The organism is Janthinobacterium sp. GW822-FHT07H10, assembly GCF_058798675.1.
In genome coordinates this window covers 204,339-217,487 of sequence record NZ_JBXAKS010000009.1, presented here as the reverse complement: position 1 = coordinate 217,487, position 13,149 = coordinate 204,339, and the positions used below count along the sequence as shown (strand labels likewise).

At 64.5% G+C, this 13,149-nt stretch carries 14 protein-coding genes; 8 read left to right on the top strand and 6 right to left on the bottom strand.

The annotated features are described in order from the left end of the window. The 3 genes from AC1RDJ_RS20525 to AC1RDJ_RS20515 are packed head-to-tail and all read right to left on the bottom strand — an operon-like array spanning position 1 to position 3,324. Positions 1 to 1,230: a class I SAM-dependent methyltransferase gene (locus AC1RDJ_RS20525; RefSeq protein WP_493028523.1), complete on the bottom strand. Its 1,230-nt coding sequence runs from the start codon at positions 1,228 to 1,230 to the stop codon at positions 1 to 3. Continuing rightward, complete coding sequence (locus tag AC1RDJ_RS20520) at positions 1,227 to 2,024, bottom strand: DUF1365 domain-containing protein (protein WP_232250972.1); 798 nt, start codon at positions 2,022 to 2,024, stop codon at positions 1,227 to 1,229. The genes AC1RDJ_RS20525 and AC1RDJ_RS20520 overlap by 4 nt, the downstream gene beginning before the upstream one ends. After that, entirely contained in the window at positions 2,014 to 3,324 is a 1,311-nt protein-coding gene (locus AC1RDJ_RS20515) for an NAD(P)/FAD-dependent oxidoreductase (protein ID WP_493028522.1), read from the bottom strand. The genes AC1RDJ_RS20520 and AC1RDJ_RS20515 overlap by 11 nt, the downstream gene beginning before the upstream one ends. Before the next feature lie 200 nt (positions 3,325 to 3,524). Between AC1RDJ_RS20515 and AC1RDJ_RS20510 the strand changes: the two genes are divergently transcribed. The 5 genes from AC1RDJ_RS20510 to rpoH all read left to right on the top strand — a co-directional run bounded on the left by AC1RDJ_RS20510 (position 3,525) and on the right by rpoH (position 8,735). Further along, positions 3,525 to 4,475: a MerR family transcriptional regulator gene (locus tag AC1RDJ_RS20510; RefSeq protein ID WP_071325300.1), complete on the top strand. Its 951-nt coding sequence runs from the start codon at positions 3,525 to 3,527 to the stop codon at positions 4,473 to 4,475. A 155-nt stretch (positions 4,476 to 4,630) separates the two neighbouring features. After that, positions 4,631 to 5,698, top strand: coding sequence for a signal recognition particle-docking protein FtsY (gene ftsY, locus AC1RDJ_RS20505; RefSeq protein WP_289889479.1), 1,068 nt, complete (start codon positions 4,631 to 4,633; stop codon positions 5,696 to 5,698). A gap of 8 nt (positions 5,699 to 5,706) precedes the next feature. After that, the gene (locus tag AC1RDJ_RS20500; protein ID WP_493028521.1) at positions 5,707 to 6,462 is read left to right on the top strand and encodes a cell division ATP-binding protein FtsE; all 756 of its coding nucleotides are present in this window, start codon (positions 5,707 to 5,709) and stop codon (positions 6,460 to 6,462) included. Further along, a complete protein-coding gene (gene ftsX, locus AC1RDJ_RS20495) occupies positions 6,459 to 7,379 on the top strand; it encodes a permease-like cell division protein FtsX (protein ID WP_071325303.1) in 921 nt (306 codons plus the stop codon). The genes AC1RDJ_RS20500 and ftsX overlap by 4 nt, the downstream gene beginning before the upstream one ends. Before the next feature lie 462 nt (positions 7,380 to 7,841). After that, a complete protein-coding gene (gene rpoH / locus AC1RDJ_RS20490) occupies positions 7,842 to 8,735 on the top strand; it encodes an RNA polymerase sigma factor RpoH (protein WP_071325304.1) in 894 nt (297 codons plus the stop codon). A 90-nt stretch (positions 8,736 to 8,825) separates the two neighbouring features. Here the strand turns inward: rpoH and AC1RDJ_RS20485 are convergent, their stop codons facing one another. Beyond that, positions 8,826 to 9,092 (bottom strand): hypothetical protein, encoded by a 267-nt coding sequence (locus AC1RDJ_RS20485; RefSeq protein WP_071325305.1) that lies wholly within the window; start codon positions 9,090 to 9,092, stop codon positions 8,826 to 8,828. A 178-nt stretch (positions 9,093 to 9,270) separates the two neighbouring features. On the opposite strand from AC1RDJ_RS20485, the gene AC1RDJ_RS20480 reads away from it, so the two are divergent. Further along, complete coding sequence (locus AC1RDJ_RS20480; protein ID WP_493028520.1) at positions 9,271 to 9,723, top strand: hypothetical protein; 453 nt, start codon at positions 9,271 to 9,273, stop codon at positions 9,721 to 9,723. Here AC1RDJ_RS20480 and AC1RDJ_RS20475 read toward each other — a convergent pair. Together AC1RDJ_RS20475 and AC1RDJ_RS20470 are read right to left on the bottom strand one after the other, a co-directional pair. After that, complete coding sequence (locus AC1RDJ_RS20475) at positions 9,720 to 10,073, bottom strand: antibiotic biosynthesis monooxygenase family protein (RefSeq protein ID WP_493028519.1); 354 nt, start codon at positions 10,071 to 10,073, stop codon at positions 9,720 to 9,722. The two genes, AC1RDJ_RS20480 and AC1RDJ_RS20475, sit on opposite strands and share 4 nt — an antisense overlap. After that, the gene (locus tag AC1RDJ_RS20470; protein ID WP_493028518.1) at positions 10,070 to 11,233 is read right to left on the bottom strand and encodes a cytochrome P450; all 1,164 of its coding nucleotides are present in this window, start codon (positions 11,231 to 11,233) and stop codon (positions 10,070 to 10,072) included. The genes AC1RDJ_RS20475 and AC1RDJ_RS20470 overlap by 4 nt, the downstream gene beginning before the upstream one ends. A gap of 76 nt (positions 11,234 to 11,309) precedes the next feature. On the opposite strand from AC1RDJ_RS20470, the gene AC1RDJ_RS20465 reads away from it, so the two are divergent. Together AC1RDJ_RS20465 and AC1RDJ_RS20460 are read left to right on the top strand one after the other, a co-directional pair. Further along, a complete protein-coding gene (locus AC1RDJ_RS20465; RefSeq protein ID WP_071325309.1) occupies positions 11,310 to 12,008 on the top strand; it encodes an ArsR/SmtB family transcription factor in 699 nt (232 codons plus the stop codon). Between the two features lie 229 nt (positions 12,009 to 12,237). Then, complete coding sequence (locus AC1RDJ_RS20460; protein WP_493028557.1) at positions 12,238 to 13,083, top strand: DUF3667 domain-containing protein; 846 nt, start codon at positions 12,238 to 12,240, stop codon at positions 13,081 to 13,083. Positions 13,084 to 13,149: the final 66 nt, after the last annotated feature.

Sequence of the window (13,149 nt, the reverse complement as noted above, 5' to 3'; positions counted from 1 at the left end):
TCAGTCCTTGATCAGGGTAAATTGCATCACGTCCGTGTTGCGGGCCTCGAAGGCGGCCTCGCAGTACGCCAGGTAAAACTCCCAGGTCAGCAGGAAGCGGCCATCGAAACCCTGCTTGTCCAGCGCCGCGCGCTGCGCCAGGAAGCTGGCGCGCCACTGGCGCAAGGTTTCCGCATAGTCGAGGCCAAAGCTGAAGGCGTCCACCACGCGCAAGCCCTGCGCCTCGGCGGCGCGGCAAAACTCGGCCGGCGAAGGCAGCATGCCGCCCGGAAAAATATACTGCTGGATGAAATCCGTGCTCTTGCTGTAGCGCTCGAACAAGGCGTCGGCGATGACGATGGTCTGGATGCAGGCCCGCCCGCCCCGCTTCAGGTTGCGCGCCACGCAGTCGAAATAGCCGGGCCAGTAGCTTTGCCCCACGGCTTCGAACATCTCGATCGAGGCGATGGCGTCGTACTGCCCATGGCTGTCGCGGTAGTCGCACAGCTGCAGGTCGGCCTGCGCCGCCAGCCCCGCCGCATGCAGGCGCTGGCGCGCATATGCGAGTTGCTCGGTGGATAAGGTCAGCCCCGTCACATGGACGCCATGGTCGCGCGCCGCCGTTTCCGCAAAACCGCCCCAGCCGCAGCCGATTTCCAGTACGCGCTGGCCCGGCTGCAGCCGCAGTTGGCCGGCGATACGCGCGTATTTCGCCGCCTGCGCCTGTTGCAGGCTGGCGCCCTCGCTGAACAGGGCGCTCGAATACGTCATCGACGGGTCCAGCCACAACTGATAAAAGGCATTGCCGATGTCGTAATGGGCATGGATATTCTTCTTGCTGCCCGCGCGCGAATTGCGGTTGAGCACATGCCGGACCTTATACATCAGATTGCCCCACCAATTGCCGTAGATCAGGGACTCGATCTGCGCACGGTTGCGTACCATCAATTCGATCAGGCCCGGCAAGTTGTCCGTGCGCCAGTCGCCGGCGATGAAGGTTTCGGCAAAGCCGATGTCGCCCGAACGCAGGACGGCCGCGCACAGGCGCCAGTTATGCAAGTCCAGCGTGACGGGGTGGCCGCCGTCGCCATACAGCAAGACGCTGCCATCGGGCGTGCGCAGGCGCAAGGCGCCAAATTGCAATTCTTGCAGCAGGCGCAAGATCATGCGCGCGGCGGTGGGCACGCGAACGTGCTCAAGGGGCAGGCTGCTGCGCGCATCGAGGCTGGTCGGCAGGGAATCGGAGCTCATCGGGACACCTTTTCTTGTGGGGGAAGCGGTTTGCTGAAGAAAGGCACGCGGCGCAGCCACAGGCGCAGCGCCTGCCAATGGATGCGCGCCATCACGCCCAAGGTCATCAGTGGATAGCGCAGCAAGGCCCAGGCGATGGCGGCATCGCGCAGCGGCTGCGCCGTGCCGGACAAGCTCGTCTGTAGCAACGGGCCATCGAGGTCGTCGTAATCGACCTTCGCCAGGTGGCGTTCGCCATCCTTGCCGCTGCTGCGCAGGAAACGGAAGCGATACTGGCCTTCCACCTTGCAAAACGGCGAGACGTGGAAAATCTTACTGGCGCGCAACTCGCTGCCATACGCGATCGCTGCGCCCTGCTCCAGCAGATACAGGTGGCGCTCGCCGAAGGTATTGCGCACGTCGCACAGCACGGCGCGCAGCGCGCCATCGGCACGATGGCAAAACCAGAAACTGACGGGATTGAAGACATAGCCGAACACGCGCGGCATGGCTTGCAGCCAGATTTCCCCATCGGCATCGAGCACGCCATGCTGGCGCAGCAAGCCATCTATCCATTCGAGCAGCGGCGTGCTGCCGTCGCCATGGTCGCTGTCGCGGAAGGACAGCGCATTGGCGCGGTTGCGCGCGATCAGGCGGGCGGGGAAATCGTGGGCGCCCATGCTGCGCAAGGGCAGGCGCAGATAAAACATGCCGTAGCTGAACGCATGCGCGCGCGGCCGCAGCCGCGCATGGCGCACCAGCCCCAGGCACAGCTGCGGCTGCGACATGGCCGGCAAGGCGGGATCACGCGGCACGACCGAGCTCCGCCGCCGCCATGCCGTTCAGCGCCTCGGCCACCGCCAGGCCCGACCTCAAGCCGTCCTCATGGAAGCCGTAGCCCGTCCAGGCGCCCGCGAACCACGTATGCTGCGCGCCCTGGAAAGCAGCCAGGCGCGCCTGCGCGGCGATGGCCGCGCCATCGAACACGGGATGGGCATAGGAAAACGCGTCGATGACGCTGGCCGGATCGGGCTCGTCGAGCGGATTGAGCGAGACGATGACGGGCGTAGTGAACGGCAGCGGCTGCAGCTGGTTCAACAGATAGTGCACGCACACTTGCGGCGCCTCGCCAGCGGCCACCGCCCGGCCCTGGTAATTCCAGGCCGACCAGGCCTTGCGGCGCCGCGGCAGGCAGGATGCGTCCGTGTGCAGCACGGCCCGGTTCGGCTGGTAACGCACGGCGGCAAGCACGCCACGTTCATCGTCGCGCAAGTCGGCCAGCAAGGCCAGCGACTGGTCGCTGTGGCAAGCGAGCACGACATGGTCGACATGGTCGATGCCGGCGGCCGTGTGCAATTCGACCATGCGTGCGCCGCCGTGCGGCTGGCGGCGCACGGCCAGCACGGGACACGCGAGGCGCTGCTGCGGGATACCGGCCAGCAATTTCTCCACATACACGCGCGCGCCGCCGCGCACCGTGCGCCACTGGGGCCGGTCGTTGACTTGCAGCAAACCGTGGTTATGGCAAAAACGGATGAAGGTGGCCAGCGGAAAGGCCAGCATCTGGCGCGCCGGGCACGACCAGATGCAGGCGGCCATCGGCAACAGATACCAGTGGCGAAATTCGCTGCCATAACCGTGCAGGTCGAGAAATTCGCCCAGCGACAGGGCCGGCGCCGGCAGCGCGGCCGTGGCCAGCGCGCTGGCTTGCCGGTTGAAACGCACGATGTCGCGCAGCATGCGCAGGAAGGCGGGACGCAGCAGGTTGCCGCGCTGGGCAAACACGGTATCGAGGCTGGCGCCGGCCCATTCCAGCACGCGCGCGCCGGGCGAGGTTCCCAGCGGCATTTTCACGGAAAACGACATGTCGCTGTCGGCCGCTTCCACGCCAAGCTCGTCGAACAGCCGCACGAGCTGCGGATAGGTGGCGTGGTTAAAGACGAGAAAACCCGTGTCGACGCCATGCGTGGCGCCGTCGAGCGTGACGTCGACCGTATGGCTGTGGCCGCCGAAATAGGCGCCCGCCTCATACAGGGTGACATCCTGGCCAGCCTGCGCCAGCCGATAGGCACACGACAGGCCTGCGATTCCCGCACCGACGACGGCGATTTTCATGGTTGCACCCGTATTAGTTTGTCCTGGACAAAACCACCTGGACCGATAATCAGTTAAATATTGAGCTATGTCAACAATGGCTTGCACGCTTCATGAACTTATACGCAAGCCTTTCCCAATCGGATTCAGCTATTTATACGGGGCAAGGGAAGGCGTAGAATGCACACCACGTTCTTTCGGTATGCGAGCAAGCCCCTGGTATGGACACTGACCTGCAAGCACTGCAACCACCTTCCGCCTTCAGCATCAGCGATGTCGAGCGCGATACCGGGCTGGCCAAGGAAACCTTGCGTGTCTGGGAGCGCCGCTACGCCTTTCCCCAGCCGCAACGGGATGCCTTTGGCGAACGCAGCTACCCGGCCGAGCAGGTGCAAAAACTGCGCATGGTGAAGCGCTTGCTGGACTTGGGCTTTCGCCCCGGCAAGATCATGCAGCACAGCACCTTGCAGCTGCAGCAACTGGCCAGTGCCGGTGCGGCGCCTCCCCAGCAGGCGCAACCGCAACTCGAGCACTACCTGGCGCTGTGCCGCAGCCACCAGATGACGGAGCTGGGCGACGCCTTGCGCCAGGCGCTGGCCAGGCTGGGCTTGAAGGCCTTCACCGTCGACATCATCGCGCCGCTGACGGCCATGGTGGGCGAAGCGTGGGCCTGCGGCGAGCTGGCCGTGTACGAAGAGCATCTGTATAGCGAAACCTTGCAAACGGTGATGCGCCACGCGATTTTTTCCCTGCCACAACAGAGCAATCCCAGCCTGCGCACGCCGCGCATCGTCCTCAGCACCCTGCCGCAGGAACGCCATGGCCTGGGGCTGTTGATGGCCGAGGCCCTGTGCGTGGCCGCTGGCGCGCATTGCATGTCGCTGGGCGTGGAAACGCCGCTGACGGACATCGTCGCCGCCGCCCGCGCGCAGCGGGCCGATATCGTCGCCTTGTCGTTTTCCAGCGCCAGCAAGGAACGCCAGACGCGCGACAGCCTGCGCCAGTTGCAGGCCGGCTTGCCGGCCACGGTGGAAGTGTGGGCCGGCGGACGCAGCCCCGCGCTGCACAAGCGCCCGCCGCCCTTTTTGCACGTGCTGGACTTGCGCCAGGTGGAGGAAAGCATCGCCGACTGGCGCCGCCGCCATCAGGCGGATGCCCTGCAAACCCACTGAACACGGGAGAACTGCGGCGATCTCCGTGGAAACGCGCGCAATGTTGCCAATCGAACAGTAAAGCATGAAGCGCCGGGCGCGCTCTGGTAGAATAGCCCGTATCGACAGTGTCCGGCGCCGCCGGGCCCAAGGTCAGCACCCGCCACCACACATCCATGTTTAGTTTCTTCAAGAAAAAACCCGCCGCCCCTGAAGCCCTGCCTGTCAGTGTCGAGCCTGCTACCCCTCCCGCCGCCACTGTCCCGCCGCCTGCCGCCCCTGCCGCTGCGCCCCTGAGCGGCGCGCCGGCCGAGCTCGTGCCCGTGGTCGTGGCTGCCGAACCCGAGAAAAAATCGTGGATGACGCGCCTGAAGGCGGGCCTGTCGAAGACGTCGAATACCCTGTCCGTGCTGTTCGTCGGCGCGAAGATCGACGACGCCCTGTACGAAGAGCTGGAAGCCGCGCTGCTGATGTCCGACGCCGGCATCGACGCCACGGAATTCCTGCTGACGGAACTGAAGAAAAAGGTCAAGGAAGACAAGCTGCTCGACGCCGCCGCCGTCAAGGCCGCGCTGAAAGTGCTGCTGATCGACCTGTTGACACCGCTGGAAAAGCGTTTCGAGCTGGGCCGCCACAAGCCACTCGTGATGATGATTTCCGGCGTGAATGGCGCCGGCAAGACCACCACCATCGGCAAGCTGGCCAAGCACATGCAGTCGAATAACCAGTCCGTGCTGCTGGCCGCGGGCGACACCTTCCGCGCTGCCGCGCGCGAGCAGCTGATGGTGTGGGGCGAGCGCAACAACGTGACCGTGATTTCGCAGGAATCGGGCGACCCGGCCGCCGTGGCCTACGACTCCGTGCAGTCGGCCAAGGCGCGCGGCATCGACGTGGTGATGGTCGACACGGCGGGACGCCTGCCGACGCAGTTGCACCTGATGGAAGAATTGAAGAAAATCAAGCGCGTGATCGGCAAGGGCATGGAAGGCGCGCCGCATGAAACCCTGCTCGTCATCGACGGCAACACGGGCCAGAACGCCTTGACGCAGGTCAAGGCGTTTGATGACGCCCTGCAGCTGAGCGGCCTGGTGATCACCAAGCTCGATGGCACGGCCAAGGGCGGCGTGCTGGCGGCGATTGCCCGCGTGCGCCCCGTGCCCGTGTATTTCATCGGCATCGGTGAGAAAATTGAAGACTTGCAGCCCTTCGTGGCTGCCGAATTTGTCGAAGCGCTGCTCGGATAAGCCCATACATGATTGAATTTCAGCACGTCTCCAAGCAATACTCCCCCGATGCAGTGGCGCTCAGCGACATTTCGCTGAGCATTGCCAAGGGCGAGCTGGTCTTTCTGGCCGGCCCGTCCGGCGCCGGCAAATCCACCCTGCTGAAAATGATCGCCGCCATGGAACGCCCCACTTCCGGCAAGCTGATCGTCAATGGCCAGGACATGGCGAAGATCAAGCCGGCCGGCGTGCCCTTCCTGCGCCGCAACATGGGCCTGATCTTCCAGCAGCAAAAACTGCTCAACGACCGCTCCATCCTGGCCAATGTCATGCTGCCGCTGCTCGTCGTCGGCGCCCACAAGGCTGCCGCAGAGCAACGCGCGCGCGCCGCGCTCGATAAAGTCGGCCTGCTCGACCGCGCCCTCGCGCGTCCGCTGTCGCTGTCGGGCGGCGAGCAGCAGCGCGTCTCCATCGCGCGCGCCATCGTCAACCGGCCGCAAATCATCCTGGCCGACGAACCGACGGCCAACCTGGACCGCGCCAGCGCCAACAAGGTGCTCGACGCGCTGAAAGCGTTCCATTCCGTGGGCGTGACCTGCCTCATTTCCAGCCATGACGAACAGATGCTCGACGCCGCCGCCCGCGTGATCCACCTGAAAAATGGCCAGCTGGTGGCCATCGACAAGGCCACGCAGGCGCCCGTGTTTGCCCCGCCCGACCCCGACTTTTCGCCCACGCCCACGCCCGCGCCGGGCGCCGATGACGGCGAAGGAGAACGCGCATGAGAGGCTGGTTCCGTCAACACCGTTTCGCGCTCGGTTCGGCGCTGATTCACTTGCGCAAGTCGCCGGGCGGCTTTTTATTGAACGTGCTCGTCGTCGCCATCGCCCTGTCGCTGCCGTTCGCCGGCTTGACCATGCTCGACAATGTGCGCCCCATGTCGGAACAGATGTCGGTCGACCCGGAAATCAGCGTCTTCCTGAAAATCGACACGCCGCGCGAGCAAGCCGTGGCCCTGGCGGGCGAAATGCGCAAGATCGTGCGCAACCAGAAGGCCAAGATCGTCTTCATTGCGCGCGAACAGGCGCTCGATTCGCTGAAAAACAAGAGCGGCCTGGCCGACGTGCTGAGCACCCTGGGCGACAATCCCCTGCCCGACAGCTATGTGCTGAAGCTCGACGCGTTCAGCAGCGCCAGCGAAGCGCAGGATGTCGATGCCGTGGCGGAACAGTTGCGCCATCTGCCAGGCGTGGAATCGGCGCAAGTCGATTCGGCCTGGGTCAAGCGCCTGGCGGCCCTGCTGGGCGTGCTGCGCCTGGTGCTGCTGCTGCTGGCCATCACCCTGGGCGTGGCCGTCATCGCCGTGGTCTTCAATACCATCCGCCTGCAAGTGATGCAGCAACGCGATGAAATCAGCATCTCAAAGCTGATCGGCGCGACGGACACCTTCATCCACCGCCCCTTCTATTACACGGGCGCCCTGCTGGGCCTGTGCGCGGGCGCCCTCGCCCTGGGTGCCGTGGCGCTGGCCCTGCAGCCGCTGAATACGGCGATTGCCGAATTTGCCCGCCTGTACGCGTCCGAATTCCAGCTGGTGCCGCTGGCGCCGCTGCCGATGGCCGGCTTGCTGGCCCTCAGTGCCGGCCTCGGCCTGATCGGCGCCTTCCTCTGCGTGCAGCGCCACCTGGCGCGCCTGAACTGACCTGCCCTTCCATGGCGGCGCCCCTGGCGTCGCCATGCGTCTCCCTCTCTTGTTTTTTTGCTATTCGCCCCATACTGTGGTTATCTTGATATTTAGCAAGTATTCTTAAGGCTCGCTTCAGCTTGCGGCCGTAGACTATGCATGTGTCGTAAAGGAGTGAGCGCGCAGCGCCGCACCTTGCCCCGCCAGGCGTACTGGCGTGGTGTTTTAGATAATTCATCAAGTATTAAATCGTCATAGCTTTTAGGCTATCAGAGCGATTAAATGTGCTGATTGGCACTCTCAGGCAGAGAGTGCTAATATAGGGACATACCCAAGCAAGACCGCCATGAGCACCAGATGTAGATGGTGCCGCGACAGGCGAAGTGCAAGACCGAATACGTAAAAACAAGACAAGCAGGGCCATGTCGCGTGACGTGGCCAACTGGAACAAAGCAAGACTACGAGGGAGAAAACATGACTATGATGTCCGCAACGTCCGCATTGGTTCCGACCAAAAATAATGCGCTGGGCCTCGGGTTCACTGGCAATCTGGGCAATATCGACGCCTATATCTCGGCCGTGAACCGCCTGCCCATGTTGACCCACGACGAAGAAATTTCGCTGGCGAAACGCCTGCGCGAAAAAAATGACCTGGCCGCCGCGCAAGAGCTGGTGCTGTCGCACCTGCGCCTGGTGGTCTCGATTGCCCGCGGCTACCTGGGCTATGGCTTGCCGCATGCCGACCTGATTCAGGAAGGCAATATCGGCTTGATGAAAGCCGTGAAACGTTTCGATCCGGACCAGGGCGTGCGCCTGGTGTCGTACGCCATGCACTGGGTGAAAGCCGAGATGCATGAGTACATCCTGAAAAACTGGCGCCTGGTCAAGGTCGCGACGACGAAGGCACAGCGCAAGCTGTTCTTCAACCTGCGCAGCCACAAGACGGGCCTGGACGCGATGACGCCGAAGCAGATCGATGCGCTGGCCAAGCTGCTCGACGTGAAGCGCGAAGAAGTGATCGAGATGGAAACGCGCTTGAGCGGCCGCGACATTGCGCTGGAATCGCCGACCGACGATGAAGACGACAAGTTTTCGCCGATCGCCTACCTGTCGTCGGAGCAAAGCGAGCCGACCAAGGTGCTGGAAGCGGAACAGGTGACGCGTTTGCAATCGGAAGGCCTGGAAACGGCCCTGGGCAAGCTGGACGCCCGTTCGCGCCGCATCATCGAAGCGCGCTGGCTGGCCAACGACGACGGTTCCGGCGCCACCCTGCACGCGCTGGCGGAAGAGTTCGGCGTATCGGCCGAGCGCATCCGCCAGATCGAAGTGGCGGCGCTGAAAAAAATGAAGGGCGCCCTGGCCGCCTACGTCTAATAGCAGGGGAAGGCCGCAGTAAAAAGGCGCCGCAAGGCGCCTTTTAGTTTTGTAGTTTGATGTTTATCAACAGATAAACATTGTCAGCAGTTAAGCTGCAGCCAAACCCTTGACCAGGGTTTCGGCGACCAATTCATTCAGATCCGCGCCGCGTTCCTTTGCCAGGGTCTGCAATTGCAACACCAGATCGCTGTTCAGCTTGACGGCGAACGGCACCAGGCCCAGGGCCTGGTCGCGCTTGCGCTGCTCGCGGCGGTCAACGACCACCGCTTCCTTACCGAATGCACCGGCGCCGGGAACATTCATCTTTCCCATCAGTTTCTTGGCATCGCTTTTGGCCAGGTCGGTTTTTTTCATGGTTGTTTCCTGATTTTCAAAACAGCCATTCTACGCAGTAATCGGTGCGCCGCGTGGCCGACGCATCAATTCACCCGCAGCACGCCAAACGCGCGCCGGGAAAATATCATTTTGTTATTATCATTTTCATCTCTCGCGTGCACGCCATGCCGGGGACGCACTATCTGAAAGGAAAAATATGTCTTACCTTCATCACTCCTGTCGTCGCCTGTTATTCCCCATCTTCATCGCCTGCCTGGCCGTGCTGGCCGGCTGCGGCGCGGCAGGCAGCGCCGGCGACGCGGAAAACACGCCGCGCAGCGTCACCCACGTGCTGTCGCCGGGCGAACAGGTTGCCATCACGGCCACCGATACGCTGAAACTCGAGCGCGTCAACGACAGCCGCTGCCGCAAGGGCGCCGTATGCGTGTGGAAAGGTTACGTCAGCTACAGTTTCAGCCTGATCAACCAGGCTGGCGCGACGGATGTCGTCCTGTCCGATTCCATGCCGGGCGGCGCCAGTTCCGTCACCGTCAACCACCTGACGTTCACCCTGCTCGACGTCGACCCGGCCACGCCGCCGGCCCTGAATGCGGCCGAGCCCACCTACCGGGTCAAGGTCAAGATCACGCAAGGCGCGTTGCCGCGCTAAACGCTGGCGCCATGGCGCCGCTGGCTGTCGGCTGGCGCCTGTTGCCGCTCAAGCATGCCGTAATCGCGCACCACCGTGGCGATGCGCAAGCGGTAATCGTCAAACACGCCATGCCGCCCGGCCGACTGCGCCGCGCGGTGCGCCTCGAGCTGGCGCCACTGCGCCAGCGCCGCCTCGTCGCGGAAAAACGATAGCGACAGCAATTTTCCCGGTTCGCTCAGGCTGCCGAAGCGTTCGATGGAAATGAAGCCATCGACCTTGTCGAGCAAGGGCCGCAGCGCGGCCGCCAGGTCCAGGTATGCCTGGCGGCCTTCGGCACTGGGCCAGACTTCAAAGATCACGGCGATCATGATGCTGCTCCTGCGCTAAAAACAGGGATGCGGGCATTCAGCGACGGCCGGTACGTCCACGCCAGCGGCATGTCTTCCAGCCCATCGGCCCATGCCTGCATGCAAGCGGCGGCGATGGCGTGCGCGATGGACTGGCCCGGACAGGCGTGGCGTCCATGGCCAAAGCCTGGCGTCAGCGCCACCGCTCGCCGCAGCGCGCCAGGCTCCGCCTGCACGCTCGCATCGTGGCAGGCGCTGGCCAGCACGACGATGATCGTCTGGCCGGCGGCCACCCGCACGCCGCCGATGTCCACGTCTTCCGCCGTGTAGCGGCGCGTGTTGTGGATCGCGGGATCGTGCCGGCTGACCTCGCCCAGCATGGCCGGCCACAGCTGCGGTGTGGCGCGCAGTTGCCCGTACAGCCCGGGCTGCGTGCGCAAGGCCACGATGGCATTGCCAAGCAGGCCGGCCGTCGCTTCGCAGGTTTGCGACAGCAAGCCCGCCAGGTTGGCCTGCAGGCCGCCCGTGGCATGCCAGCCCAGCGCTTGCGCCTGTGCCACGATGCTGCCCAGCAAACTGCCGGGCAAGGCATCGGCCTCGCGCAGCAAGCAGCCAAAAGCGTGCAGCAAGGCGCCGGCCGCTTCCTGCGCGCCGGCAAGTTCTTCTGCATTGCTCAGCGGCGACAGACAGGCAACGAAATCGCGCGTCCAGGCGGCCAGCGCCGGCCATTGCGCTGGCGCAAAGCCCAGCACATCGGCCATGGCAAACAGCGGCAGTTCGAACAATGCCTCGTTCAGCTGCGCGGCGCTGGCGGGCACGCGCTCGCCGGCCATCCACAATGTCCGCGCCGGCAGGCGCGCCAGGTCCACCTGGCCCAGCGCGCGCGCCAGCACCTGCTTCGGCACGGCATGCCGCTCGCCGTCGTTCATGCGCACCAGTTCCGCAAAGAGCGCGCCGCACGGCGTGCCCGCCATGTTCAAGGGCACGGCCAGTCCGGGCGGCCGCACGCGGCAAGCCGGATGCTCGAGCACGGCGCACACGCCGGCCGCGCCCGTCGCCAGCCAGCAATCGAGCGACGCCTCGAAACGCAGCGGCGGACCTGCCGCCAGGCGGCGATAGTAGTCATAGGGCGCCGCGTGGGTGACGGCGGCGAGCGGGTGGGCGGGATCGGCGAGGGGCATGCGGCTTCCATTGCAGTGGTGAAAGGAGGCGAGTATGCTGGCTCCTTCACCACAACACTTCGCCGGAGAACGAATCATGGATGACAGCCATCGAGCTCCCACGGCCGACATGGGCCTGGCGCAACTGGCCGGCGCCATCGCCGAGCCGGCCCGCGCGCGCATGCTGTGCAGCCTGCTCGATGGCCATGCGCGCACGGCCACGGAACTGGCCGCGCTGGCCGACGTGGGCGCCTCGACGGCCAGCGCGCATTTGTCGCGCCTGCGCGAGGACGGCTTGCTGAGCATGGTGGCGCAAGGCAAGCACCGCTATTTCCGCCTGGCCAGCGCTGACGTGGGCCAGGCGCTCGAAGCGCTGCTGGTGGTGGCCGGCGTGCCGCGCCAGCCGTTTTCCCCCACCACGCCGGACCGCCTGCGCCACGCGCGCACCTGCTACGACCACATGGCCGGCACGGTGGCCGTCGCCGTGCACGACCAGCTGCATGCGCAAGGCTGGCTGCTGGCCGATGGCGACGATTACCAGCTGTCGGCAGCGGGTGCGGCCGGCATGGCGGCGCTGGGCATCGACGTGCCGCAATTGCAGCGCCAGCGCCGCCGCTTCGCCTGTGCCTGCCTGGACTGGAGCGAACGGCGCGCCCACCTGGGCGGCGCGCTGGGGGCGGCCATCCTGCAGCTGGCCTTGCGCCAGCGCTGGGCCGAACGCGAACTCGACAGCCGCGCCCTGCGCCTCGCGCCCGAAGGCGAGCGTCGCCTGCTGGCCGCATTCGGCGGCCGCTGAACGGCGCCATCAGGCTGCACGCAACAGGGACGCTCCGGCCGACGCCAGGATTTTGTATCTCTGAAGCAACCAAAGAGAAAAAAGATGGCCTTTTATCATTGTTTTCATCCATCATATGCTGCGTACGCGCGCCACAACGCTGCCGCGCCCTTGCGCGAGCCTGGCTGAGCCAGCCGGCTCCGCCAGCATGATTACCTTTCGGATATAGAAAGAGTCCATCTTGAAAACAGTGTCATCCGGTGCCAGCACCTGCCATAACTGCAATACCGACGCGCCAGGCAATTTCTGCAGCGCCTGCGGCCAGACGACCGCCGTGCACATGCCCAGCGCGCGTGAATTCCTGCATGAATTTGTCGCGCACTATGTAGCGCTCGAAGGCAAGCTCTGGCGCACCCTGGCCCTGCTGCTGCTGCGTCCCGGTGCGCTGAGCAATGAATACATCGCGGGACGCCGCGTGCGCTACGTGGAGCCGCTGCGCGTGTACCTGACCTTTAGCATCCTGTTCTTTGCCATCCTCAAGTTCGGCAGCGGCGACTTGCTCCTCACCGTCCACGACGAACAGGTCCGGGTCAGCGCCCACGGCCCCCACCCGGCCACGGCAAACGGGCCTGCGCAAATGCAGCTCAGCATCCTGGGCCAGACACCCACCCTGCCACACCAGTGGCAAGACTTTGTGCAACTGTCCACGGCCGAGAAACAAAAGCTCGTGGCGGACAGCTTTTTCCATTACGCGCCGTACGCCATGTTTTGCCTGATGCCGCTGTTCGCCCTGTTCCTGAAAATCCTCTACCTGGGCAGCGGGCGGCGCTATGGCGAGCATTTCCTGTTCGCCCTGCATACGAATGCCTTCGCCTTCATCACGATGGCGCTGATGACCCTGATTCCCGTCGACCTGATCCGCCTCGCGCTGGGCGTGTGGCTGCTCGCCTATCTGCCGTGGGCCATGTGGCGCGTGTATGGGGGCGGCAAGCTCGCTACCGTCTGCCGCTGGGCGCTCCTGATGGCCGCCTACAGCCTCGCCATGAGCCTGGCGATCGTGGCCTGCATCGCCACCGGCGTCATGCTGCGCCATTAGGAACGCATCCGGGTAGAAGCGGCGTCAAATATCAGGCTATCATCCTGCACCTATCTATTTTTCGGG

What these genes read in the sequence shown, in the direction of transcription:
- AC1RDJ_RS20525 (WP_493028523.1), bottom strand. Translation starts at nt 1,230, where the DNA reads ATGAGCTCCGATTCCCTGCCGACCAGCCTCGATGCGCGCAGCAGCCTG.
- AC1RDJ_RS20515 (WP_493028522.1), bottom strand. Translation starts at nt 3,324, where the DNA reads ATGAAAATCGCCGTCGTCGGTGCGGGAATCGCAGGCCTGTCGTGTGCC.
- AC1RDJ_RS20480 (WP_493028520.1), top strand. Translation starts at nt 9,271, where the DNA reads ATGTCTTACCTTCATCACTCCTGTCGTCGCCTGTTATTCCCCATCTTC.
- AC1RDJ_RS20500 (WP_493028521.1), top strand. Translation starts at nt 5,707, where the DNA reads ATGATTGAATTTCAGCACGTCTCCAAGCAATACTCCCCCGATGCAGTG.
- rpoH (WP_071325304.1), top strand. Translation starts at nt 7,842, where the DNA reads ATGATGTCCGCAACGTCCGCATTGGTTCCGACCAAAAATAATGCGCTG.
- AC1RDJ_RS20475 (WP_493028519.1), bottom strand. Translation starts at nt 10,073, where the DNA reads ATGATCGCCGTGATCTTTGAAGTCTGGCCCAGTGCCGAAGGCCGCCAG.
- AC1RDJ_RS20485 (WP_071325305.1), bottom strand. Translation starts at nt 9,092, where the DNA reads ATGAAAAAAACCGACCTGGCCAAAAGCGATGCCAAGAAACTGATGGGA.
- ftsY (WP_289889479.1), top strand. Translation starts at nt 4,631, where the DNA reads ATGTTTAGTTTCTTCAAGAAAAAACCCGCCGCCCCTGAAGCCCTGCCT.
- ftsX (WP_071325303.1), top strand. Translation starts at nt 6,459, where the DNA reads ATGAGAGGCTGGTTCCGTCAACACCGTTTCGCGCTCGGTTCGGCGCTG.
- AC1RDJ_RS20470 (WP_493028518.1), bottom strand. Translation starts at nt 11,233, where the DNA reads ATGCCCCTCGCCGATCCCGCCCACCCGCTCGCCGCCGTCACCCACGCG.
- AC1RDJ_RS20510 (WP_071325300.1), top strand. Translation starts at nt 3,525, where the DNA reads ATGGACACTGACCTGCAAGCACTGCAACCACCTTCCGCCTTCAGCATC.
- AC1RDJ_RS20465 (WP_071325309.1), top strand. Translation starts at nt 11,310, where the DNA reads ATGGATGACAGCCATCGAGCTCCCACGGCCGACATGGGCCTGGCGCAA.